We start from the raw sequence: 21,927 nt of genomic DNA on the forward strand, positions 1-21,927 counted from the left end.
TATAATAGGATTAATGAAAGAGGGATCAGGAGATTACAAAGAATGAAAAAGATATTATTGATTGCCACTGGCGGCACGATTGCATCAAAGTATACAGAGTATGGATTGAAGCCGCAGATTTCTGCGGAAGAACTTCTAAAGTATGTACCGGATGCAGCCGGGTTTTGTGAGATTGATGCGGTAGAACCGTTTTCGTTAGACAGTACCAATGTGTGTGCCGCACACTGGGTAGAGCTGGCGAAGTTGATTGAACAGAAATACGAGTATTATGACGGATTCGTGGTCTGTCATGGGACAGATACGATGGCGTATACTGCGGCGGCTCTTTCCTATCTGATTCAGAATAATCGGAAGCCGATTGTGGTAACGGGAGCGCAGAAACCGATCGATCTTGCGATTACGGACGCCAGGATGAATCTCATGGACAGCCTGCGATTTGCAGCGCATCCGCGGGCGCATGGTACGGTGATCGTATTTGGTGGGAGAGTCATTGCTGGAACCCGGGCGAAAAAGGAATTTTCTAAGAGGTATAATGCCTTTTCCAGCATTAATTATCCGGATATTGCGGTGATCCATGACGATCGGATCGTATTTTATATTGATGATAAGGATCAGGCGACAACACCACTTCGATTCTATCATGCTATGAATAATAAAATATTTCTGCTGAAATTGATTCCAAGTATTGATGCTGGAGTTTTGGAAGGGTTGATGCAGTATTACGATGGGCTGATTATAGAATCCTTCGGAGTTGGCGGACTTCCGGACTATGGAGACCATGAATTTATGGCGATGCTGGAAAAGTGGACGAAGGCCGGAAAACTGGTTGTAATGTCTACGCAGGTCACCAATGATGGAAGCGATATGTGCGTTTATGAGGTGGGGAAAGAAATTAAGACCCATTTTCCGATTCTGGAATCTTATGACATGACACTGGAAGCGACCGTGACCAAGATGATGTGGGTTTTTGCACAGACTTTGGATTTTGAAGAATGTAAAAAGCTTTTTTATACAACGATAAATCGGGATATTCTTTTCTAAGAGACAAAAGGAGGGAAGGCTATGCCTGCAATCTATGCACACGACCGCTTCGGCAGGGAGGTGGCGTCCAAATTAAGCGGGGAGATAAAAGAGATTATCAAACGGTATTATACGCAGTTTCAGATTGGGCTGCAGGGGCCGGATATTTTATTCTTTTATCGTCCCTTCTATATCAATGCAGTGGCAAAATACGGAATACATCTTCATCATATTTCGGCGTATCCGTTTTTTGAGCATGCGGTTAAGGTGGTGAAGAAGCGGGGGAGAAATAGCAGAGAGTACGCGTATCTTTTAGGGTTTATCTGTCATTATGCGCTGGATAGTGAATGTCACCCCTATGTGAGTGAGATGATGAAGAAAACGAAGGTTGCACATATGGAGATTGAAGCAGAATATGAGAAAATGCTGCTTCGTATGGATGGTGAGGATCCGTTCTCCTATCCGGTGGCAGACCTGGTGCCGGCAGATGAAGTTACGGCAAGAGCGATTGCGCCGTTTTATGAAAAGGTGAATGAAAAGATCGTTCAAAAATCGCTGTTGTGGCTTCGGTTTGTGAAGCGTCTTTTTACTGCGAAGCATAAATGGAAGCACGATCTTATCAATCTGGTTTTGAAATTGGCTGGTCAGTACCATACGTACAATGGGCTGCTTCATCAACGTATAGATAATGAGAAATGTGTGGAAAGTAGTCTTGGGTTATTGAGAAGAATGCATCATGCAGTGGAGGTTGCAGAAGTGTTGATGCAGGACTTTGATGCTTGTGTTCAGGGGAAGCATACCTTAGGGCTGCGTTTTGATCGAAACTTTGAGTAAATAAAAATCAGAATTTCTTAATAATATTGCACCTCGAATATTAAGGAACCTTCGTTATACTAACAAAAAATTTAGTAAGACGGGGGTGCTATATGAGTTACTTAATGAATGAATATGCAATTTATAGTTTCGGTTGTGTGCTGCTTCCATGTTTGATCTGTCAGCTGGTAATGGTGATACGGGCGGGAAGACTTGGGAATCAATGCGGATTTTCGCATTTTCTGTGGACTTATGTATTTATGGTTTATATTTGGATGGTATTCCAGGTGACAGGACTTGGGACACTAGATGAGATTCTGATGCATTTCGATAGAGGGATTTTTAGAGGAAACATCAATTTGATTCCATTTTCCGATTTGAATGTTAGTTTCTTTCTGAACATTATTATGTGTATGCCTTTTGGGTTTTTGCTGCCGCTGATTTGGAAGGGATATCGAAAAATAGGGCGTACGGTAGCCGCTGGATTTGCCTTTTCGGTGATGATTGAACTGACGCAGCTGGTAAACATGCGGGCAACGGATATAGATGATCTGATTGCGAACACACTGGGAGCATTTCTGGGCTATTTAATTTGGAGAGCATTTGCGAAGATATGTGGCGAGTATTTGAAGTCGGAATCCTATGGGAAATGGGAGGCTGTCTGGTATGTGAGTATGTCCGTTTTGGGAACATTCTTTCTCTATCATCCATCTTTTTTGTGGGAATAAATGCAAATAAATATAAATAATTGTAAATAATGGCAGGTGCAACTGCTGGTTGACAAGATTCCAACTGCTGATTTCTTGCACAGAAATGGAAGGTGCGTTAAACTGAATTCATTGTATAGAATAGATATGGGAAAGGAAAGCCATCCCAGCTATCCTATGCGAGGGTGTGAAACATAGAGTTTGCCCTATATGGAAGGAATGAGGAAAGGCAGGAAAAGAAATGTGAAGGAAGGAAATCAGGGGAATCATCTGACACTCCGGTTGGGAGAGAAGATTTTAATTGAGAGAAAAAAGAGCGGACTATCCCAGGGGCAGCTTGCCGATATGCTGGGGGTTACCAGGCAGTCGGTCAGCAAGTGGGAGTCCGGCGCAGCTGTACCGGAGCTGGCCAAGCTGGTTGCTATTGCGGAAGTGGTTGGTGTCAGTCTGGACTATTTGGTTAGGGAGCAGGAGCCGCGCTCAGAAGATACAGCCAGATTAGAGGAAAAACTGGATCGTCTGACACGATATGTGAGTGGCTACGAATATACCAGTAAGACAAAAGTATTTGGAATTCCACTGGTATCTATTCGACTGAGCAAAAATAGAACGATCGGGAGGGATTCAACGGCCAAAGGAATTATTGCGATTGGAAATTCTAGGAAAACACCATCCGCGCCTTTGGGGTGTACTTAGAGAATGGATTTCTTTTGTAGGAACACATATGCATTAAGAGGTAAATTAGGCTGGGAGTATTAAAGAAAGAAACCAGAATGGAGATAGAAGAGAGAGATAAGAGAAGGAGTATAAGAGAAAAATGGGAGAGCAGTTGACCAAAAGTGATGTAGAGAAAATTAAGGAAGAAATTGAATACCGGAAACTGGTGGTTCGTAAGAAAGAGCTGGAGGCTGTGAAAGAAGCCAGGGCACAAGGAGATCTGAGTGAAAATTTTGAATATAAAGCAGCGAAACAGGATAAGAACCGTAATGAGAGCCGGATTCGTTATCTGGAGAGAATGTTGAAAAATGCGAAAATCGTATCGGATGAATCAAAGGCGGATGAGGTTGGAATCAACAATACGGTGGATCTTTATTTTGAAGAGGATGACGAGACGGAGACCTATCGTCTGGTTACCAGTGTTCGGGGAAATTCGCTGGCGGGATTGATCAGTATCGAGTCACCGCTTGGAAAGGCCATCAAGGGACACAAGGTTGGTGACCGGGTTCTGGTGAAGACCCAAGGAGGCGGATATTATGTGGAGATTCGAAAGATTGATAAGACGACAGATGACAGCCAGGATACGCTTCGGAAATATTGATAAAGGAATAAGAAATAGGGGAAACAGATATGAAAAGCAAGAACAAAAAACATAGTTTGCTATGTATGTTGGGTGGTGGAATTATCCCAGGAGCATTCCTTGGATCTGTTCTTATTGGTATGCCGGTTTCTGCAAATTCTTCCTGGGTGTGGATTTCACAGACACGGCCCTATGACGTGCTGCCCTGGGTGGCGTTGGTGACAAACCTCTTGTCCTTTGCAGCGCCTTATGTACTTTATTCGTTTGACTCGGTTTTCGTCTGGAGTGGAAGAGATTGGAGAGGCGTTCATTTATACACCGTGGGCGCCATTTATCTACTAATGACCATTGTAGTGGAAATGCCAGTGGTTTATGGGTGCCTAAAGAAATCTGCGAAAGATAGAAAATATCTGATTGGAGCTATTGTAGGCAGTAATGTGGTAACCACACTTATCACAGCAGCTGCCGAGAGGATACTCTGCTGGGGAAAATGGTAAAATCAATTGGGGACGGAGTTTTTTGAAAAAAACTCCGTCCCCAATTGATTTTTTCCTTTATTTTTAATCCTTTTCCAATACCTGATTCGTTATAACAAATGAGGGGACGCCCTTAGAGAGCAGCTGGTGTGGAAAATATATGGATAGAATGTGGAAAATGTTGTTCTCACAGGAGGTTAGATTTTGACGCGCGAGAAAAAATTAATCAGAAAAATAGAATATGGGGACAGGGAGGCTCTTGGAGAACTGATAGAAATGTATTACCCGGATATTTTGCGATACTGTCGTTTTCATACATTCGGGCGAGTCTGTGCAGAGGATGCAGCACAGGAGACGTTCCTAAAGGTAGTGCGTTATATGGATGTCCGTAGTTTCCGAGGGGAGTTTCGACCGTTTCTTTATAAAATTGCTCAAAATACGTGTATTGATTTGGCAAGGAAACGCTGCTGCAATGATGATGGATTGGAAGATCTGGAGTGGGAGATTCCTTATCTGGAAACAGGATTTGGGAAGGCGGAAGAAGATGCATGGCTGCATCAGCTGATCAGTCGTTTGGAGCCGGAGATACAGGAATTGGTTTTATTGCGATTTGGGCAGGACCTGACACTGGGGGAAATTGCGGAAGTAATGGGGATACCCATGCGAACGGTGCAGTCAAAGCTTCGCACCACATTGAAAAGATTAAAGACAGATCTAACGGATACGAATGTAAAAAAGGAGGCGGGAACGTATGAGACAGATGGAACAAAGACTTTGGGAATATTTTCAGAATCAGAAAATCTGGAAAGGAGATTCTGACAGCGAGGAAATAGAACAAATGGCACTGACGAAAACCATTCAATTAGCGGAGCTGGAACAAAGGGAACGAAAGAAAAGGAAACCTATCGGATTTCGAACGTTTCTTCTGGAGCAGATTCGGCTGACAGGAATGCGAATTTGGAGTGTTCAGATTGGAATCGTACTGGTGATATTTATGCTGTTGGATTTGCTGACGGGAATGGAGTTTGAGTATTTTACGGCAAAGAGCTTTGTGTTTCTGGCAGGAGGAATCGGAGTTTTGCTGTTTTCATCGGTAGTGCCTGTTCTTTATCGGGCAAGACGGTATCAGATGCTGGAGGTAGAAGCATCTGCCAGGTATTCCATATGGGAATTGCTGTTGACGAGAATCCTGATCTATGGAACGGGAAGCTTGTGCATGTTATTTTGCGTTGTATGGCAAATCAGAAAAGTGTCGCCGCTTCCGCTAATGCAGACGATTTGTTGTTTGTGCCTGCCGTTTCTGGCAGCGTGTAACGGTGGGATTTATCTGCTTCGTAAGGTTAAGTTTTTTCATTTTCAGCGGTGGGCGTATGGAATGTGTGTAGGAATGGTGTCAATTCTTGCGAAATTTGCGCAGTCTTATTCCGAATATTATCAGGTGGAATCTTTGGTTTTCCCTGCCTTGATGGCACTTTTTGCAGTGGGGATTGTCTATCAGTGTATCGATCTTTTGCGCAAGGAGGGGCGCACCGTATGTGAATAGATGTGCAGTGTAGGAAGCGTATTCTGTATATGGATAGAAAAGGAGATAAATATGGAACTGGAAATCAGAAATATTTCAAAATATTATAAGGACAAAAAAGCGGTGGATCAGGTGTCCCTTACCCTGACGCCGGGCGTGTGGGGGCTGTTAGGCGCAAATGGTGCGGGGAAGACGTCTTTGATGCGGATGATTGCCGGAATTGTACAGCCTACATCCGGAGAAATTTTTTACGATGGGCTGCCAATTACCATGTTAAAGGGAAAATACAGAGAAATCTTTGGTTATCTTCCGCAGGAATTTGGATTCTACCCGGAGTTTACGGTGAAATCTTATCTGGAATATGTGGCCTCATTAAAAGGCCTTTCAAGGGTGGAGAGTAAGAAAAAGATTGCCGAACTTTTAGAGAGACTGACTCTAAGCGAGGTGAAAAATAAAAAGATTGTGAAGCTTTCTGGTGGAATGAAACGAAGAGTGGGTATTGCCCAGGCGCTTTTAAATGATCCAAAAGTATTGATTCTGGATGAACCAACCAGTGGGCTGGATCCGGGAGAGAGGATTCGCTTTCGCAATCTGTTGTCAGAATTTGCAAATGATCGGATTGTGTTGATTTCGACTCATATTGTATCAGACGTGGAGTATATGGCAACGCAGAATGCGATTATGAAGGAGGGACACATTATTGAGACGGGATCCACAGAAGAGCTGATTTGTCTGGTGGAAGGAAAAGTATGGAGTGGGGTGATCCCGGCGCAGGAGATCGCTTCTTACGAGAAAGGTATGCGGATCGTTAATCTGCGAAACGAAGACTATGGAATGGTGTCCGTGCGTTATCTGGCAGATGGTCCGCAGATCCCGGATTCGAAATCTGTGCCGCCGAAGCTGGAGGATCTGTATCTGTGGTTATTCCCACAGGAGGATTGTATGGAAAGAAATGGGGAAGGAGGAGAAGAGGAATGCGGTTTTTAGGATTGGAAATGAAACGGATACTGACTACAAAACGCACCTGGATTTTACTGGCGGCAGCGCTGGTGTTTTCCGGGATGCTGGCATATATTCCGGTTACCTTTGAGGAGGTTAGCTATACTGATGAACAGGGGCAGGAGATTTCTCTAAAGGGAAGAGAAGCCGTAACTTATCTTCGGGGACAGCGGTCTAAGCTAGAAGGAGAGGTAACGCCAGAGAAGGTAAAGGAGGCTCTTTTTACCTATCAGGAATGTCTGACGAAATATGGCGTGGAAGATACCTACGAATTGCCGGAGGAAGCAGATACGACGATGCTGATCCCTTACTGGGAGCTCATTCATGGCGTCAGGGAAGCATTTGCGGATGAAAATGGAATGGCGCCGGCGCTGACAGAGATTCCGATTGAGGAGACGAATCGTTACTATGAAAAGGTTCAGGAAAGGACGAAAGCTCTTCTTGCGATGGAGCAGCCAGAACACAGATCTGCCCAGAAGATAGGAGAAAATCTGTATCAGGATGTGGAGAAACCATTTCAATATTATTCGGGAATCGGCAGTAATGCGATGGATTATCAGGTGCTGCTGATCTATTTGATTACCATCTTGTGCGTCGTGATAGCGTCGCCGATATTTAGTTCTGATTATCAGACGGGAGCAGATGACATCCTTCGATGCACGAAGCACGGAAGGGGAAAGATGGCGGCCTGCAAGATTGGATCTGCAGTTTTGATCTGCGGCAGTACCTTCCTGATCTGTTCTATGGTGTGGATTGCAGTTACCAATACGTTGTTTGGATGGGAGAGTACGAAAACATCGCTGCAGGTCATCTTCTCTATTTCCAGTTTGCCGAACTTAGACATAGGACAGACGCAGTGGCTGAATCTGGCAGCTGGATTTCTGATATTTTTGGCAATGATCAGTTTTGCTCTGTATTTGTCTACGAAGATGAAAAGCATGGTTTCATCTTTGGCAGCTGCGTTGGTGTTCTGTTTCTTGCCGGTGTTTGCAACGTCTGTATTTCCAGGTCAGTTGGGGCTGTGGCTGCAGTGCCTGCTGCCGGGCGGTGGAATTGGGATGGGCAATAGTTTTCTGTATATGCTGATTGATTTTAAGTTCCTGCATTTGGGAAGCCAGTCGGTATGGATCCCTTATGTACTTGTGGCGGTAACCCTGGTTCAGATTCCGGTGTTCTTGGGAGCAGCAGTGCATTCCCATTGTAAGATGAGAAAGTAATTAGCAGATGAAATAAAGAAAAAGATCGGAGATAATGGCGTTTTTTTTGATATGGTGTTGACTCTTCTACAAGTGTAGAGCATAATAATTCTACAATAGTAGAAGAAGGAGGGAGAAGGACATGAAAGTGATCAAGCGATTGCCGGAAAGCGAACTTGAGATCATGCAGATCATCTGGAAGGAGACAGCGCCGGTCTCCAGACTTTTGATAGAAGAAAGGCTTCAACAAGAACATCCTCTGGCGCCGACCACCATATTGACACTTCTGACACGCCTGTGTGAGAAATCCTTTCTTGAGATGAAAAAAGAAGGACGCACCAACTATTATTATCCAGTCATAACAGAGAAGGAATATCTGGCGTCTGAGAGTCGATCTTTTTTAGACAGACTATTCCAGGGATCTGTAGCAAATTTTGCGGTGGCACTCAATGACGGTGGTGTGAAGAAGGAGGAATTAGAAGAACTGAGACAGCTTCTTGAGAAAGGAGAGATCTAAATGACAGATACAGGAATCATATTTATGATGCGGATCTTTTGGGCTGTATTTATGGCATTGATGCTGATAGGCGGCTATCGGGGATCCTGTAATGTGGAGAATGGAAAGGCAACACCGATGCGGGTGCGGACAGATGATTCACTGGTGTGGCTGGATCCGCTTGTGTTTCCCATTGTGATAGGAATTATGGCTCTGATCATGTGTCTGTTTTTAGATGGAGAAATGCTGGCAGAGCAGTTCTTTTCCTACATTTTTGATACGTTTTTCTTCCTGAATGCGTATTTCCTTTTCCTGCTGCTCTTCCTGCCGGTGCTCAGGAAATATTATGCGGCAAAAATGTGTGCAACGCTTTGGCTGGTTCCGATTTTTCTTTATTATCAGCCATATATCTTTTATCAACTGTCACAGGGCAAACAGATCATGGTCTGTTACATCCCCAAAGAAATCATCTTTTTGTTGTTGGGAATTTGGCTGCTGGGATTTGCAGTTTTTATGCTGTGGCAGATCCTGTCGCATGTTCAGTTTTCAAGACTTCTGAAAAAAGATGCGGGAGAGGTAGAAGATCCGGAATTAAGAGAGAGCTTTGAACGGGAAAAAAAGAAATTGAATTTTTCCGAGAGTTTTACGGTTGGACTGAAGTATTCTAATCGAATCAAAACCCCTCTTACGGTGGGAATGATTCAAAAAAATATGGTGATTTACCTCCCGAGGAGAGCCTATACAACAGAAGAAGCTGCGTTTATCTTCCGGCATGAATTATGTCATATCAGAAGGCGTGATACACATACAAAGTTTTTCTTAAGATTCTGTAATGCATTTGGATGGATGCATCCTTTTGCGTGGATTGCAGTGAAGAGAGCAGAAGACGATCTGGAGTTATCCTGTGATGAACTTGTGTTAAAAGACGAAAATGCAGCTGGGAGAAGAGTGTATGCTAATTTGCTACTTACGGATACGGGAGTATCAAGCGGATTTACTACGTGCCTTTCTAGGAGGGCGAAGACGCTAAGGTATCGGATGCGGGAAACGATGCAGGAGAAAAAGAAAAGACGGGGGCTGTGGATTCTGTTTTTGGTGATGTTTCTTAGCTGCTTTTTTCCGGGGCGTATGATATTTGCGACAGATCGCACCACAGTTGGGGAAGTCTTGGGAGAACATATCCACGATATCAAGGAGGTTACTTATACTTACAGTAGTGATCATAAGAATCAACAGAAGCTGCAACGGGCAGAAAACAGGGAAGAACTTTTGGAATATCTGTCAGATCTGGAGATAGAGAAACTGATAGGCGATTATGAGGTGCCCTGTCAAGAAGAGGGTCTGCGTATATTTCTAGAAACAAAAGATCAGAATTGTACCTTTGTGATAGAAGGAGAATATATAGTATGCTATGTATATGATATAGAGTCCAAAGAAAACAGCAGGATACAGTATCATGTGGTTGACAAGAACTGGTTTTCGCATTATGATAAGAGAGCATGTGGGAACACATGAATATAAAACAGAATAAAGATTGATGACAAGGGAGCTTGCACGGAAGCGGGCTGAGAGTGGGCTGACACCGCCCAGACCTATAACCTGATTTGGATAATGCCAACGTAGGGATGCGTTTATAAGGGATTTTTGAATCTCCTTTGTCTTCAATCGAAGACGAAGGAGGTTTTTTTATGTTCAATTTTTTAGTGAATGCAGAAGGAGGGCTTACGACGGCGGGATATGCTGTCAGCATCATAGCAGGTGTGCTTTTGTTCGTGTTGGCGCTTGTGTTTGCCGGTAAGACTTCAGAAAAAAAGAAAATGTCTACAAAACAGTTGGTGTTCTGCGCAATGGCAATGGCGCTTGCATTTGTAACATCTTATGTGAAGGTGTTTTCCTTGCCGTGGGGTGGAAGCGTAACTCTTTGTAGTATGTTGTTTATCGTATTGGTTGCAAACTGGTACGGAGTGAAGACAGGTGTCTTAGTAGGTCTTGCCTATGGAATTTTGCAGTTTATTCAGGAGCCTTTTGTACTCTCCTTTTTCCAGGTTTGCTGTGACTATGTTCTTGCATTTGCGGCGCTTGGTCTGGCTGGATTATTTGCAAAGAAGTCCCACGGTTTAATTAAGGGATATATTGTGGCGGTTCTGGCAAGAGGCGCTTTTCATGCGCTTGGCGGCTACTTGTACTGGATGGATTATATGCCGGATAATTTTCCAACCGCATTGAAGAGCATTTACCCGATCGCTTATAACTACAGCTTCTTACTTGCTGAAGCATTAATCACATTGATTATTATCTCTATTCCGGCAGTTTCAAAGGCATTGGATCAAGTGAGAAAGACTGCATTATCCTAGAGGAAATTAAGAAGAACAAAGTGGATTGCGTAAACAGATCAAAAGAGAGAAAGAAGGAATCAAAGATGTTAGGAGCTTATGTTGAAAATGTAAGAAAGAATACACCGCTGGTACATAACATTACAAACTATGTAACAGTAAATGATGTTGCAAACGTTCTGCTGGCGTGCGGTGGAAGTCCGATCATGTCAGATGAACCGGAGGATGTGGAAGATATTACCTCCATCTGTGGTGGCTTAAATATCAATATCGGAACCTTAAATCAGAATAGTATTAAGGCAATGTTCTTAGCCGGAAAGAAAGCGCAGGAACTTGGACATGTACTACTTCTTGATCCGGTGGGAGCGGGAGCGAGCGCCCTTCGTACGAATACAGCAATTAACCTGATGAAAGAACTTTCTTTCGATGTTATTCGCGGAAATATTTCCGAGATTAAAACGCTGGCTCTTGGAAGTGGTACGACCAAAGGCGTGGATGCGGATGTGGCGGATGCAGTGACCGAGGAGAATCTCGATGAAGCAGTTGCCTTTGTAAAAACATTTGCAAAAGAAGCAGGATGTATCGTGGCAGTGACTGGAGCCATTGATTTGATCAGTGATGGAGAGGCGTGTTATGTGGTAAGAAACGGACGTCCTGAGATGGGAAAAATTACAGGGACAGGATGTCAGTTGTCTGCACTTATGACAGTATTTCTTGTGGCAAATAAAGAGGACAAGCTTCCGGCAGCGGCAGCAGCAGTCTGTGCGATGGGACTTGCAGGAGAGATTGGCTTTCGTCATATGAAGCCGGAGGATGGAAATTCCACGTACAGAAACCGAATCATTGACGCAATTTATCACATGGATCAGGAGACTTTGGATCAAGGAGCAAACTATGAAGTGCGATAAGAGATGCGAAGAAAAAGATTTGCTTCTCTATGCAGTGACAGACAGAAGCTGGCTGAACGGAAGAACGCTTTACAGTCAGGTGGAAGAAGCCATCAAAGGCGGAGCAACATTTATTCAGCTGCGGGAAAAGGAATTAAATGAAGACGCCTTTTTAGAAGAAGCAAAAGAAATCAAAGAATTGTGCGCTCGTTATCATGTGCCTTTTGTGATCAATGACAATGTGGAAATTGCGCTGGCGATGGATGCGGACGGTGTTCATGTGGGACAAAGTGATATGGAAGCGCTGGACGTGCGGGCGAAGCTTGGACCGGATAAAATTATCGGAGTGTCAGCGCAAACGGTAGAGCAGGCGCTGCTTGCGCAGAAGCATGGAGCAGACTATCTGGGCGTAGGGGCAGTGTTCACAACCGGTTCCAAGGCAGATGCCGATGATGTGAGCCACGAAACGTTAAAGGCAATTTGTGAAGCCGTTGATATTCCGGTGATAGCCATTGGCGGAATCGGGATTCACAACGTCATGGAGCTTGCAGGAAGCGGAATCTGTGGGGTGGCAGTCATCAGTGCAATCTTTGCTCAGCCGGATATACAGGAAGCAACAAAAAGGTTGAAAGAAGAGACACAAAAGATGGTGAAGGCATGATCAAAGGAGCAATTTTTGATGTAGATGGAACCATCTTAGATTCTATGGGGATTTGGGATGAGGCAGGAATCCGCTATTTGAGCTCAAAGGGGATAGAGGCTCCGAAGGATCTTGGAGATACCTTATTTGCCATGACCATTACAGAAGCGGCTGATTATCTAAAAGAAAAGTTTGCTCTGAAGGAGACGACAGATGTTATTGAACAGGGCATTCTGGATACCGTGAAAGATTATTATTATGAAGAAGCACCGCTGAAAAGTAAAGTAGTGGAAATTTTAGATATACTGAAAAGAGAAAACATTCCTATGGTGGTGGCTTCATCCAGTGAAAAAGCGCATATTGAAGCAGCGTTTCAAAGGCTTGGGATCCTTAAGTATTTTCAGGCGATTTATACTTGTCAGGAAGTAGGTGAAGGAAAGAGTAGCCCTCTGATCTTTGAGAAGGCATGTGAAGAGCTGGGAACAAATCCAGAGGAAACTTACGTGTTTGAGGATGCGCTTCATGCAATCAAGACGGCGAAGAAAGCCGGATTTCGAACGGTTGGAATCTATGATCGATATAGCGAGAAAGACCAAAAAGAGATTCAGGGAACAGCAGATATTTATATCGAGAGCTGGGAGCAAAGTTCAAAGCTGTGGCAGGGGTTGAAAATAACGCTGAAAAGGAATCGGTAAACAGGTAAATAGGTAAGGATATGAGGAATAAGGCGGCAGATCGGGGGCACCACTTTCTGTCGCCTGTCTTAAAAGACAGTATAAAATTAATGCATATTTTTTAGAGAAGTTCAAAGGGAAAGAGGAGAAAAGAACATGAGAACAGCATTAACAATCGCTGGAAGTGATTCCAGCGGAGGCGCCGGAATTCAGGCAGATATTAAAACAATGATCACAAATGGTGTGTATGCCATGAGCGCAATTACAGCGCTGACTGCCCAGAATACGACTGGCGTAACAGGGATTATGGAGGTGACTCCAGATTTTTTAGGCGAACAGATGGACAATGTTTTTACAGATATTCGGCCGGATGCGGTGAAGATTGGAATGGTATCATCCGCGGCTTTGATTGAGAAAATTGCAGAGAAGTTAAAAGAGTATCAGGCGGAAAATATTGTGGTAGATCCGGTGATGGTAGCGACCAGCGGAGCAAAGTTAATTCAGGAGGATGCAATTGAAGCATTGAAAATACATCTGCTCCCAATAGCGACGGTGTTAACACCGAATATTCCGGAGGCGGAAATTCTGTCCGGAATGAAAATAGAGAATGAAGAAGCTATGATAGAGGCGGCGAAAAAAATCAGTGAGAATTATCATTGCGCAGTTCTTTGTAAAGGCGGACATCAGCTCAACGATGCCAATGATCTGCTGTATAGTGAAGGTGAATTTCGCTGGTTTTACGGAAAACGTATTGATAATCCAAATACCCACGGTACAGGATGTACCTTATCAAGCGCAATTGCTTCGAATCTTGCGAAAGGTTACGCGTTGGAGACTTCTGTGGAGCGGGCAAAAGATTACATTTCCGGAGCCCTTGGCGCGATGCTTAATCTTGGCGCCGGAAGCGGTCCTATGAATCATGGTTTTGATCTGAAGAGTGATTTTATTGAGAAATGTGGTAATAGTCAGCAAACATGTGAGAATGTGTTGCAAAGAGATAAGGAGGTATAGAGAGAATGACAGAGAAGAGAACCTCCTTATGGGAAAATGGATTGATCTGGTTTGGCGCAGGCGTATCCATTGCGGAAATTTTAACTGGAACCTATCTTGCGCCTCTTGGTTTTGGGAAAGGGCTTGCGGCAATTGTTCTTGGCCATCTAATTGGCTGTTTGATGTTGTTTTTTGCAGGAGTGATCGGTGGAAAAGTAAGAAAAAGCGCAATGGAAACCGTTAAGATGAGCTTTGGGCAGAAAGGAAGTCTGCTTTTTGCGTTCTTAAATGTGCTTCAGCTTGTAGGGTGGACAGCGATTATGATCTATGACGGAGCGCTTGCGGCGGATGGAGTGTTATCCGCGGGACGCTGGGTGTGGTGTCTGGTCATTGGTGTGCTGATCGTTTTGTGGATTGTGATTGGAATTACCAATCTTGGCAAAGTGAATGTCATTGCTATGTCGGCGTTGTTTGTGCTGACTCTGATTTTGAGTAAGGTGATTTTCCTTGACAGCGGTGCGGTTGGAATGGCAGCGGACGAAAGTATGACGTTTGGTGCGGCTGTGGAACTGTCTGTAGCCATGCCGCTTTCCTGGCTTCCGCTGATTAGTGATTATACCAGAGAAGCGAAAGCGCCGGTGAAGGCAACTGCCATCAGCGCAGTGGTCTATGGCGTAGTAAGCTGCTGGATGTATGTCATCGGAATGGGGGCGGCAATCTATACTGGCGAGTATGATATTGCTCAGATTATGCTGAAGTCAGGACTTGGCATAGCAGGGCTTTTGATTATCATTTTCTCCACAGTTACAACAACATTCCTTGACGCGTATTCTGCGGGAATTTCCAGCGAATCCATTGTAAGAAAATGGAATGGCAAACATGTGGCGATTGTTGTGACGGTCATTGGAACGGTGGCGGCAATGGTTTATCCGATGGATAATATTACGGATTTCTTATATTTGATCGGCTCTGTATTTGCACCGATGATTGCCATTCAGATTGCGGATTTCTTCCTTTTGAAACGAGATGCCAGCAGTCAGAATGTACAGCTGACAAATCTGATTGTATGGCTGATTGGATTCATTGTATATCGGATGTTGATGCATGTGGATATGCCGGTGGGAAATACATTGCCGGATATGGCGATTACCATGCTTGTGTGTGTGCTTGCTGCTAAAGTAGGAAAAGAAAGATAGGGGAAATATAAGAACTGATAAACCGGTAAAGGGGCTGTGAAATAACAGCCCCTTTTTTCGGCGAAAGAAATATACGGTTCAGGCAACCGCCTTGTGCAATACACCGAGAAAAACAGGTGTAGAGGTATGACAATCAATGATCATGTAGAGGAATGGACGGTCCAAGCGGATCGTCTTTATTTCTTCCGGTGGAATCATGGACATTTTTGCAGTCATTTCTGCCGCAGAGGCAGCGCCCGCTTTTGTTCCTGTTTCTGTGACGCTGATATGGGTTTTGTGGAGAATTCTTCCGATACAGATATTTCCGTCTTCGTAGGCGCCAAGGTCAGAAAAATCTGCGCGTTTATAGTCAAAGGCATCGGTCATTCCCATATTTTGAAACATTTCGGCCATATTTGTGTCAGAGCCGGATTCAAATTTAGGAATAGATGCTTCTACCGTTGTAAGTTCTGAAGTTGTAAGGAGATTCCGAAGCTGTTCTCCGGTTAAGGAAGCAATATAATCTTCCATGGAAATGCCCTCGTTCGGCAAAAGAGCAGCAAACGCATAGTCTCCGTTTGCATAATATTTCAGAAAACCGGAAGTTTTTTCGTCCTTTAGGTATTCGTATTCGGAAGAATGGAGATACTCGACCTCCTCGGTTGTTCCGTTTTCTCTCGTAAATATTCCGTTGTCTATCTGATCTTCGGTATAAGGCGCCTCCCAGTCTGCCTCAAAAGCGAGTGCGTTGACAAGATACATGACAGCCTCGTCAGGAATTTTATCAAGAAGCGTTGGAATCATTTCTTTGGTATGCTCAGAAGTCCAGTCATTGATCGTGTCAACGGTGGAGTTATCAAAAGGAGCTTTATAGATACCCGCTTGGAAATAATCTGCGTTTGTCTGCAGAAAATCAGGTTTTACAGTCAGTTTTTTATCCTCTTTTAACCAAATGCTGTTTGCAAGGTGAAGTGCTGCGTGTTCATCATCGGCTAATTGCTTTGCATAAGCATGGAGATAAGGATTGAGTTTGCTGACCGGAAGACCAAGAACCTCTTCCATCTGGGTAAGCGTATCTCCCACGGCGCCGTTTGCAGTCATGGTAAGCGCAAGCTCTAGAGAAAGCGGAGAAATCAATAGATTTTCCTTATTCGTAATACTTTCCTGCAATAATCGTACTGCAAAATCCGTGGAAGAAAGAAGTGTTTCCTCTGTTAGCGCAGTGTCCGTTTGAATTTCGGCAGCTTTTACATCTTTCATTAAATCGACTGCCTTCGATGAACTGCTGCATCCGGAAAGAAATAAACTGCCGGTCAGGAGCAAGGTCAGAGCGGCTGCTGTTAATTTTTGTTTCATAAAGAACCTCCTTGTTGGTTAATCTGCTGAGTAGTTTCAACTACTTATTGTGGGATCATTATACTATACTTGCGTCAGGAAAGAAAGCAATCGGAAAGAAATGGAAAATTGTTTTACAAGTAGATGGTGGAATGATAGAATAGAAAAGAAACTTATATGATAGAAAGATAAGGAGTGTAATCTCGATGGAAGAGAAGCAGCATAAAAGACGTGTGCGTTATTCAGGAACGCATCCGCGAACATATAAAGAAAAATATAAAGAGCATCAGCCGGAAAAATACGCAGATACGATTTCCAAAGTGATTTCAAAAGGGAGTACGCCGGCGGGGATGCACATTTCCATTATGGTGAAGGAAATTTTAGATTTTCTTGATATTAAGCCGGGGCAGCAAGGTCTTGACGCTACGCTTGGATATGGCGGACATACGAAAGAAATGCTAAAAAGCCTAAATGGAGAAGGGCACATTTATGGGTTGGATGTGGATCCGATTGAATCTGCAAAGACAAAAGAACGTCTGGAAAAACAAGGGTTTGGAGAAGACGTATTAACCGTAAAGCTGATGAATTTTAAAGATATCGATAAGGTGGCAGAAGAGGCTGGAAAGTTCGATTTTATTTTAGCAGATTTGGGAGTGTCTTCTATGCAGATTGACAATCCGGACCGAGGATTTTCTTATAAGGTGGAAGGTCCTTTAGATCTTCGTTTGAATCCGCAGAAAGGAATCAGTGCGGCAGAACGCATCCGTAATATTTCTGCGGAAGAGCTGACGGGAATGCTGATTGAAAATGCGGATGAACCTTATGCGGAGGAAATTGCCGACGCAGTTGTGACTAGACAGAAACGTGGAGAGAAAATCGTTACAACAAAAGATCTTCAGCGCGTGATCGAGGAGGCATTATCGTTTCTTCCGAAAGGGGAGCAAAAAGAAGCGGTGAAAAAATCCTGCCAGAGAACCTTTCAGGCGCTTCGCATTGATGTAAATCAAGAGTATGAGGTGCTGTATGAGTTTTTAGAAAAGCTTCCGAGAGTGCTTGCATCGGGAGGACGTGTGGCAATTTTGACGTTCCACTCAGGAGAAGACCGTCTGGTGAAAAAATCATTTAAGCGTTTCTTAAAAGAGGGGGAATATGCAGAAGTTTCCAAAGACGTGATCCGTCCGTCACAGGAAGAGTGCGTGAAAAATCCGCGCGCCCGTTCTACGAAAATGAGATGGGCGATTAAAGCATAAAACAAAGGAAGATAGGGGAGAAAGAATGGATTATATATTATTACTTTTAGGATTTTTATTACTGATTAAGGGAGCGGATGCGTTTGTAGACGGAAGCTCCAGTGTTGCAAAAAATTTGAAGATACCGACCATTATTATCGGACTTACAGTGGTTGCTTTTGGAACAAGTATGCCGGAGTTTTCTGTCAGTCTGACAGCAGCAATGAAGGGAAGCAACGATCTGGCGGTAAGTAATGTGCTTGGGTCAAATATTTTTAATCTGCTGGTTGTCCTTGGAGCCTGTTCTTTGATTCAGCCGGTACAGGCAAAGAGTTCATTGTTGAAAAAAGAGTTTCCGTTTTCCATATTTATTGCAGTAATTCTGCTTCTGCTGAATTCTGACTTCTCCATCTCTAAAGTATTGGAAGGGGAAGGGACTTTTACACTTGGAAGATTAGGCGGAATTTTATTTCTGATTTTATTTGCAGTTTTTTTGTATGCAACAGTGAAAACAGCACTTCGCGCTAGAGATGAGATGGTAGATGAAGAGGAATATAAGGTTATGAGTCCGATAAAGAGCGCGCTTTATATTATCATTGGACTTGCCGGAATCATCTGGGGCGGAGATCTTGTAGTAGATAGCGCATGTAATATTGCAGAGACATTCGGATTAAGCCAGACATTTATCGGACTTACGATTGTGGCGGTCGGAACGTCCTTGCCAGAGCTTGTAACGTCTATGGTTGCTGCCGGAAAAGGAGAAAATGATCTGGCAGTCGGTAATGTAGTCGGATCAAATATTTTCAATATTCTTCTGATTCTCGGAGCGTCTGCGACGATCAAGCCAATTGCACTCGATATCACAGCAGTCTATGACACGCTGATCTTAATTGCAGCAAGCCTGATCGTTTATCTCTGTGCGCTTAGTAAACGGGAGATTAAAAAAGGAGAAGGAGCAATCTTTCTTTTATGTTATCTCGTATTTTTTGTGTATGTATTGACTCGGTGATTAATTTGGGACGGAGTAAATTTCATTTTACTCCGTCCCAAATTGCGTTTTGCCCTGTCCCAAATTTTCCCATATTTACAAGGAGCCTAAGAAGCACTATAATATATTCACATTTATATTTTAGTTCTTAGAATTTTATCGAGGAATATTCTGATTCCAAATTCTAGGGCAGATTCAAATGTCTATCCACAAATTCTGTGGACGTATCCAAGAAAGAGAAAAGTTAATATAACAAGAGAGAAAGTGAGGAAATTGCATGGGAAAAAGTAATGCGGCGGTGAAAAACTGGATTTCTGTAAAGGAGCGTTTTGCGGACTTTTACAATGGCACAGTATTTGATGGAAGGCAGGTGGTGAGAGCGGAAGAATTGCAGAAGATTTCCGATTAATCTAGTGGACGTCGGAAGACTGGGGAGGTTGGATGGATTTCAAACAGATTTACAAGTGGTATTCGGAATGATAAAATATAAGGGAAGTAAATATAAAAAAGAAATACAAAGTTATGTAAATGAACATAGAGAATATTTTGGGTGTCTCAGCTGGGATGATTTTCTTGCCATTCGTGAGATGATGAACCTAAATAAAAAGATGGAGAAAATATTAGAAAAGGAGAATAAGGAGGTTGTAGATATGTGTGGATCCTTAGATGCGTTATGTGAAGATTATAAAGAGGAAGGAAAAGTTGAAGGTTTTCAGCTCGCGGTAAAAATCTGTAAGGAATTAGTGCAATGTGCAAATATTACAGATGAAGAACTGGCAAAGAAGTACCACTGTACGGAAGAAGAGGTCACGAATGCCAGAAAAATGCTTGCAGAGTAACGGGAGAATTATGACTAATATGAAAGAGAAAAATGCATACGAGAAAATCTATGATGTGATTCGTGAAATCCCAGAAGGAAAGGTGGCATCTTACGGACAGGTTGCAGAGCTTGCCAGAAATCGCAGGTGGGTGCGAGTAGTGGGCTATGCGCTTCATGCACTTCCGTCCGGAAGTGATGTGCCTTGGCATCGGGTAGTAACGAAGGAAGGAAAATTATTTTCCTGCAAGGACGGAAGTGGCTGCAATATTCAAGCTACATTATTGGAAAAAGAAGGGGTAAAACTTGCAGTTGGGAAGGTGGACATGGAGCAGTTCCAGTGGCGCAAGAGATTGCTGTAAGAAATAAATTAACCCTGTATCATAATCGTCACTGTAAAGGTATCATTGGTATAAGAGATGTCCATATCGCCGCCATATTTTTCAACAATAGTCTGTACGCTTCGAAGCCCGATTCCGTGGGCTTCTTTTTCTGTCTTGTCCGTAAGAAACCGTCCGTTTTTTACGTGGACTTCGTTGGTTTTCGCATTTGTAATCTCATAACTGAAAAAGCCTTTTGTATATCTGGCTTTCAGAGACAGTGTCCGCTCGGATAATTCGGGCACCTTTCTGAGAGCTTCAATGGAGTTGTCAATGGTGTTTCCTAAGATGGAACAAAGGTCAATGTCATCAATTTTCGGAGACGTTTCTAAATCGATCTGAAAATCACATTGGATATTGGAGTCCAAGGCAAGTTGTTCTTTGTTGTTTAAAACGGCATTTACAATTTTATTAGGACAATAAACTTTAAGATTGGAAGCAAATTCTTGATTTAATTCTTGAAAATATTCTTTTGCCTGTTCAATCTCGTTGTCTCTTAAAAATGTGCCGATGATATTCAGATGATTTTTCATATCATGCCGAAGTCTTCGCACCGTCTGTTGGTTCTGTTCCAGTTCTTGGTAGTAAGACTGCTGGTATTGGAACGTTTCAAGCGCCATATCAGAGCGCACCGTCTTTGCCATATAAGTGCATAAGTAGCAGCAGCCAAGGGTTGTGAAAACACAGGCGACACAAGCCGGATACGCGGTGTAAGAATGTGCAGTTCCTGTATTTTTGATGACAGTTATAATTCCGGTAAAGGAAGTAAGAGCCACCAGATCAAGCACGATCCACATGCGGGGAAGTAAAAGTTTTACAGTATAAGAGAGCCAGTGCTTCACCAACCGGTACAGAAGATACCAGATAGGGAGGCGAAGGGCTAACGTTGTCGTATGTAAAACTGTCTGCACGATGGAAGAAGGCGTACGATCAAAGGCATAAACCCAAATGAGATGACCGATATCCTGCGTAATATAGTTAATAGAAACAACCACAGGGAAGATCGAAATCGCTGCAGATAATTTCAAGTACCATTCATTTTTGAATAAGAGAAAAATAATCAATATAAAACAAAAGAAGAAGCCGACAGTGCCTGTCAGTTCTTCCGGATAAACTACAATATTTGCGGAGCTAAACAACAGTAATACGGAAAAAGCGGTGGAGACCGGATGCTTCCACCTCGGTGTTAGGAAATTTCGCACGACAAAGAAAATCAGATAACCGAAAAGGATACTGATCATCCAGAGTATAATTGTTTCTGCCAAGTATGGCACAGTCCAAGTCATCATAATGAAAACCTCACATTTCTTTCGTGTAAATAAATTTCACTATATCGGAAATTAAGAAACCTCACGTTATTGGAGCATGAATTTTGCAAATGCAATAGATAGCGCAGATTTGCAGGATCGACTGACGGGAAGGGATTCACCGTCTACGATTGCTTGATTTCCTTGAATCTCACTTAAGTATTTTAAATGAATGAGATAACGATTGTGAATGCGCACAAATGCGTCGGAAAGCTTCGTTTCCAAATCATTTAATTTGTCATAAAAATCATAAGTTCCGTTATCTGTCACCACCCGTACGATACGTTTGTCGCTGGTAAAGTAGCGGATAGAACTTAAAGGAATACGGATAGCGCCGGAACTTTATCTTTCATCCCATGCCCTCTTTCCGTCAGGATATATGGAATATTTAATGGAGGTGCTGAGTATCAATCGGCACTTTTCTGTAGTTTCAGGCGAGAAAACAAAGGCAGATGATTGGGTGGGAGAAGCAGAAGTGTGGAGGATTGTAAAAGAACAGATACAGGAAATATGCGGAGGTGTTGAAGAAAAAGCGTGTCAGGTGTTGGAAGTAAGAAGGGACGGGGAAGTCGTTGGATTGGTGGTGAGGATAGGTGTGTACAATTAATAGATTTTTGTATATACTGAATATAATATCTTGTTTAGA

27 protein-coding genes and 1 riboswitch are annotated in these 21,927 nt (G+C 43.2%); of the genes, 24 read left to right on the forward strand and 3 right to left on the reverse strand.

Annotated elements, in window-relative coordinates:
• Nucleotides 1–42: 42 nt before the first annotated feature.
• The 18 genes from C0979_RS09585 to cytX all read left to right on the forward strand — a co-directional run bounded on the left by C0979_RS09585 (nt 43) and on the right by cytX (nt 15,246).
• Nucleotides 43–1,041, forward strand: a complete 999-nt coding sequence (locus C0979_RS09585; RefSeq protein WP_101695766.1) for an asparaginase — start codon at nt 43–45, stop codon at nt 1,039–1,041.
• A 21-nt stretch (nt 1,042–1,062) separates the two neighbouring features.
• On the forward strand, nt 1,063–1,854 hold the full coding sequence (locus tag C0979_RS09590) for a zinc dependent phospholipase C family protein (RefSeq protein WP_101695767.1): 792 nt from the start codon (nt 1,063–1,065) through the stop codon (nt 1,852–1,854).
• Between the two features lie 92 nt (nt 1,855–1,946).
• On the forward strand, nt 1,947–2,561 hold the full coding sequence (locus tag C0979_RS09595; protein ID WP_101695768.1) for a VanZ family protein: 615 nt from the start codon (nt 1,947–1,949) through the stop codon (nt 2,559–2,561).
• A gap of 222 nt (nt 2,562–2,783) precedes the next feature.
• Nucleotides 2,784–3,236, forward strand: a complete 453-nt coding sequence (locus C0979_RS09600; protein WP_159459874.1) for a type II toxin-antitoxin system RelB family anti-toxin — start codon at nt 2,784–2,786, stop codon at nt 3,234–3,236.
• 121 nt (nt 3,237–3,357) lie between these two features.
• Nucleotides 3,358–3,858, forward strand: coding sequence for a transcription elongation factor GreA (gene greA / locus C0979_RS09605; RefSeq protein ID WP_101695770.1), 501 nt, complete (start codon nt 3,358–3,360; stop codon nt 3,856–3,858).
• A gap of 29 nt (nt 3,859–3,887) precedes the next feature.
• Nucleotides 3,888–4,334: a hypothetical protein gene (locus C0979_RS09610; RefSeq protein ID WP_101695771.1), complete on the forward strand. Its 447-nt coding sequence runs from the start codon at nt 3,888–3,890 to the stop codon at nt 4,332–4,334.
• 183 nt (nt 4,335–4,517) lie between these two features.
• Nucleotides 4,518–5,132: an RNA polymerase sigma factor gene (locus C0979_RS09615; protein WP_101695772.1), complete on the forward strand. Its 615-nt coding sequence runs from the start codon at nt 4,518–4,520 to the stop codon at nt 5,130–5,132.
• Entirely contained in the window at nt 5,065–5,856 is a 792-nt protein-coding gene (locus C0979_RS09620; protein WP_101695773.1) for a hypothetical protein, read from the forward strand. The genes C0979_RS09615 and C0979_RS09620 overlap by 68 nt, the downstream gene beginning before the upstream one ends.
• 51 nt (nt 5,857–5,907) lie before the next feature.
• Entirely contained in the window at nt 5,908–6,822 is a 915-nt protein-coding gene (locus C0979_RS09625) for an ABC transporter ATP-binding protein (RefSeq protein ID WP_101695855.1), read from the forward strand.
• Nucleotides 6,810–8,051, forward strand: coding sequence for an ABC transporter permease (locus C0979_RS09630; protein ID WP_101695774.1), 1,242 nt, complete (start codon nt 6,810–6,812; stop codon nt 8,049–8,051). The genes C0979_RS09625 and C0979_RS09630 overlap by 13 nt, the downstream gene beginning before the upstream one ends.
• Nucleotides 8,052–8,172: 121 nt before the next feature.
• Nucleotides 8,173–8,547 (forward strand): BlaI/MecI/CopY family transcriptional regulator, encoded by a 375-nt coding sequence (locus tag C0979_RS09635; protein WP_101695775.1) that lies wholly within the window; start codon nt 8,173–8,175, stop codon nt 8,545–8,547.
• Nucleotides 8,548–10,041 (forward strand): M56 family metallopeptidase, encoded by a 1,494-nt coding sequence (locus tag C0979_RS09640; protein ID WP_101695776.1) that lies wholly within the window; start codon nt 8,548–8,550, stop codon nt 10,039–10,041.
• 17 nt (nt 10,042–10,058) lie between these two features.
• A riboswitch (TPP riboswitch) is annotated at nt 10,059–10,169 on the forward strand.
• A 45-nt stretch (nt 10,170–10,214) separates the two neighbouring features.
• The gene (locus C0979_RS09645) at nt 10,215–10,880 is read left to right on the forward strand and encodes an energy-coupled thiamine transporter ThiT (protein WP_101695777.1); all 666 of its coding nucleotides are present in this window, start codon (nt 10,215–10,217) and stop codon (nt 10,878–10,880) included.
• A 65-nt stretch (nt 10,881–10,945) separates the two neighbouring features.
• Nucleotides 10,946–11,767, forward strand: coding sequence for a hydroxyethylthiazole kinase (thiM, locus tag C0979_RS09650; RefSeq protein ID WP_101695856.1), 822 nt, complete (start codon nt 10,946–10,948; stop codon nt 11,765–11,767).
• A complete protein-coding gene (gene thiE / locus C0979_RS09655; RefSeq protein ID WP_101695778.1) occupies nt 11,754–12,407 on the forward strand; it encodes a thiamine phosphate synthase in 654 nt (217 codons plus the stop codon). Before thiM ends, thiE begins: the two co-directional genes overlap by 14 nt.
• Nucleotides 12,404–13,081 (forward strand): HAD family hydrolase, encoded by a 678-nt coding sequence (locus tag C0979_RS09660; RefSeq protein ID WP_101695779.1) that lies wholly within the window; start codon nt 12,404–12,406, stop codon nt 13,079–13,081. The genes thiE and C0979_RS09660 overlap by 4 nt, the downstream gene beginning before the upstream one ends.
• Before the next feature lie 135 nt (nt 13,082–13,216).
• A complete protein-coding gene (gene thiD / locus C0979_RS09665) occupies nt 13,217–14,071 on the forward strand; it encodes a bifunctional hydroxymethylpyrimidine kinase/phosphomethylpyrimidine kinase (RefSeq protein ID WP_101695780.1) in 855 nt (284 codons plus the stop codon).
• A 5-nt stretch (nt 14,072–14,076) separates the two neighbouring features.
• On the forward strand, nt 14,077–15,246 hold the full coding sequence (gene cytX, locus C0979_RS09670) for a putative hydroxymethylpyrimidine transporter CytX (RefSeq protein ID WP_101695781.1): 1,170 nt from the start codon (nt 14,077–14,079) through the stop codon (nt 15,244–15,246).
• Nucleotides 15,247–15,324: 78 nt separating this feature from the next.
• Here the strand turns inward: cytX and C0979_RS09675 are convergent, their stop codons facing one another.
• Nucleotides 15,325–16,581, reverse strand: coding sequence for a serpin family protein (locus C0979_RS09675; protein WP_101695782.1), 1,257 nt, complete (start codon nt 16,579–16,581; stop codon nt 15,325–15,327).
• Nucleotides 16,582–16,766: 185 nt separating this feature from the next.
• Here C0979_RS09675 and rsmH point away from each other — a divergent pair, with 185 nt between their 5' ends.
• From rsmH to C0979_RS09695, 5 genes are all read left to right on the forward strand, one after another.
• Nucleotides 16,767–17,810: a 16S rRNA (cytosine(1402)-N(4))-methyltransferase RsmH gene (rsmH, locus tag C0979_RS09680; RefSeq protein WP_101695783.1), complete on the forward strand. Its 1,044-nt coding sequence runs from the start codon at nt 16,767–16,769 to the stop codon at nt 17,808–17,810.
• Nucleotides 17,811–17,835: 25 nt separating this feature from the next.
• A complete protein-coding gene (locus C0979_RS09685; RefSeq protein WP_101695784.1) occupies nt 17,836–18,798 on the forward strand; it encodes a calcium/sodium antiporter in 963 nt (320 codons plus the stop codon).
• Nucleotides 18,799–19,054: 256 nt separating this feature from the next.
• Nucleotides 19,055–19,186, forward strand: a complete 132-nt coding sequence (locus C0979_RS12215; RefSeq protein WP_274602433.1) for a hypothetical protein — start codon at nt 19,055–19,057, stop codon at nt 19,184–19,186.
• A gap of 67 nt (nt 19,187–19,253) precedes the next feature.
• Nucleotides 19,254–19,616, forward strand: a complete 363-nt coding sequence (locus C0979_RS09690; RefSeq protein ID WP_145995112.1) for a tudor domain-containing protein — start codon at nt 19,254–19,256, stop codon at nt 19,614–19,616.
• A 19-nt stretch (nt 19,617–19,635) separates the two neighbouring features.
• Complete coding sequence (locus C0979_RS09695) at nt 19,636–19,956, forward strand: MGMT family protein (RefSeq protein WP_101695857.1); 321 nt, start codon at nt 19,636–19,638, stop codon at nt 19,954–19,956.
• A gap of 8 nt (nt 19,957–19,964) precedes the next feature.
• On the opposite strand, the gene C0979_RS09700 is transcribed toward C0979_RS09695, so the two are convergent.
• Together C0979_RS09700 and C0979_RS12440 are read right to left on the reverse strand one after the other, a co-directional pair.
• Nucleotides 19,965–21,263: a GHKL domain-containing protein gene (locus C0979_RS09700; RefSeq protein ID WP_101695786.1), complete on the reverse strand. Its 1,299-nt coding sequence runs from the start codon at nt 21,261–21,263 to the stop codon at nt 19,965–19,967.
• Nucleotides 21,264–21,329: 66 nt separating this feature from the next.
• Nucleotides 21,330–21,611 carry a LytR/AlgR family response regulator transcription factor gene (locus C0979_RS12440; protein WP_101695787.1) on the reverse strand — a complete coding sequence of 94 codons (282 nt, stop codon included), beginning with the start codon at nt 21,609–21,611 and terminating at the stop codon, nt 21,330–21,332.
• A 49-nt stretch (nt 21,612–21,660) separates the two neighbouring features.
• On the opposite strand from C0979_RS12440, the gene C0979_RS09710 reads away from it, so the two are divergent.
• On the forward strand, nt 21,661–21,888 hold the full coding sequence (locus C0979_RS09710; RefSeq protein WP_145995113.1) for a hypothetical protein: 228 nt from the start codon (nt 21,661–21,663) through the stop codon (nt 21,886–21,888).
• Nucleotides 21,889–21,927 lie beyond the last annotated feature (39 nt).

Source organism: Dorea phocaeensis (assembly GCF_900240315.1).
Classification (GTDB): Bacteria; Bacillota; Clostridia; order Lachnospirales; family Lachnospiraceae; genus Dorea_B; species Dorea_B phocaeensis.

Excerpts from the sequence above, each read along its gene's own strand:
- C0979_RS09640 (WP_101695776.1), top strand. The coding sequence starts at position 8,548 with ATGACAGATACAGGAATCATATTTATGATGCGGATCTTTTGGGCTGTA.
- thiD (WP_101695780.1), top strand. The coding sequence starts at position 13,217 with ATGAGAACAGCATTAACAATCGCTGGAAGTGATTCCAGCGGAGGCGCC.
- C0979_RS09660 (WP_101695779.1), top strand. The coding sequence starts at position 12,404 with ATGATCAAAGGAGCAATTTTTGATGTAGATGGAACCATCTTAGATTCT.
- C0979_RS09645 (WP_101695777.1), top strand. The coding sequence starts at position 10,215 with ATGTTCAATTTTTTAGTGAATGCAGAAGGAGGGCTTACGACGGCGGGA.
- C0979_RS12215 (WP_274602433.1), top strand. The coding sequence starts at position 19,055 with ATGGGAAAAAGTAATGCGGCGGTGAAAAACTGGATTTCTGTAAAGGAG.
- C0979_RS09675 (WP_101695782.1), bottom strand. The coding sequence starts at position 16,581 with ATGAAACAAAAATTAACAGCAGCCGCTCTGACCTTGCTCCTGACCGGC.
- thiE (WP_101695778.1), top strand. The coding sequence starts at position 11,754 with ATGAAGTGCGATAAGAGATGCGAAGAAAAAGATTTGCTTCTCTATGCA.
- cytX (WP_101695781.1), top strand. The coding sequence starts at position 14,077 with ATGACAGAGAAGAGAACCTCCTTATGGGAAAATGGATTGATCTGGTTT.
- C0979_RS09630 (WP_101695774.1), top strand. The coding sequence starts at position 6,810 with ATGCGGTTTTTAGGATTGGAAATGAAACGGATACTGACTACAAAACGC.
- C0979_RS09625 (WP_101695855.1), top strand. The coding sequence starts at position 5,908 with ATGGAACTGGAAATCAGAAATATTTCAAAATATTATAAGGACAAAAAA.
- C0979_RS09690 (WP_145995112.1), top strand. The coding sequence starts at position 19,254 with ATGATAAAATATAAGGGAAGTAAATATAAAAAAGAAATACAAAGTTAT.
- C0979_RS09585 (WP_101695766.1), top strand. The coding sequence starts at position 43 with ATGAAAAAGATATTATTGATTGCCACTGGCGGCACGATTGCATCAAAG.
- C0979_RS09695 (WP_101695857.1), top strand. The coding sequence starts at position 19,636 with ATGAAAGAGAAAAATGCATACGAGAAAATCTATGATGTGATTCGTGAA.
- C0979_RS09685 (WP_101695784.1), top strand. The coding sequence starts at position 17,836 with ATGGATTATATATTATTACTTTTAGGATTTTTATTACTGATTAAGGGA.
- C0979_RS09710 (WP_145995113.1), top strand. The coding sequence starts at position 21,661 with ATGGAATATTTAATGGAGGTGCTGAGTATCAATCGGCACTTTTCTGTA.
- greA (WP_101695770.1), top strand. The coding sequence starts at position 3,358 with ATGGGAGAGCAGTTGACCAAAAGTGATGTAGAGAAAATTAAGGAAGAA.
- C0979_RS09700 (WP_101695786.1), bottom strand. The coding sequence starts at position 21,263 with ATGATGACTTGGACTGTGCCATACTTGGCAGAAACAATTATACTCTGG.
- thiM (WP_101695856.1), top strand. The coding sequence starts at position 10,946 with ATGTTAGGAGCTTATGTTGAAAATGTAAGAAAGAATACACCGCTGGTA.
- rsmH (WP_101695783.1), top strand. The coding sequence starts at position 16,767 with ATGGAAGAGAAGCAGCATAAAAGACGTGTGCGTTATTCAGGAACGCAT.
- C0979_RS09620 (WP_101695773.1), top strand. The coding sequence starts at position 5,065 with ATGAGACAGATGGAACAAAGACTTTGGGAATATTTTCAGAATCAGAAA.
- C0979_RS09590 (WP_101695767.1), top strand. The coding sequence starts at position 1,063 with ATGCCTGCAATCTATGCACACGACCGCTTCGGCAGGGAGGTGGCGTCC.
- C0979_RS09610 (WP_101695771.1), top strand. The coding sequence starts at position 3,888 with ATGAAAAGCAAGAACAAAAAACATAGTTTGCTATGTATGTTGGGTGGT.
- C0979_RS09595 (WP_101695768.1), top strand. The coding sequence starts at position 1,947 with ATGAGTTACTTAATGAATGAATATGCAATTTATAGTTTCGGTTGTGTG.
- C0979_RS09635 (WP_101695775.1), top strand. The coding sequence starts at position 8,173 with ATGAAAGTGATCAAGCGATTGCCGGAAAGCGAACTTGAGATCATGCAG.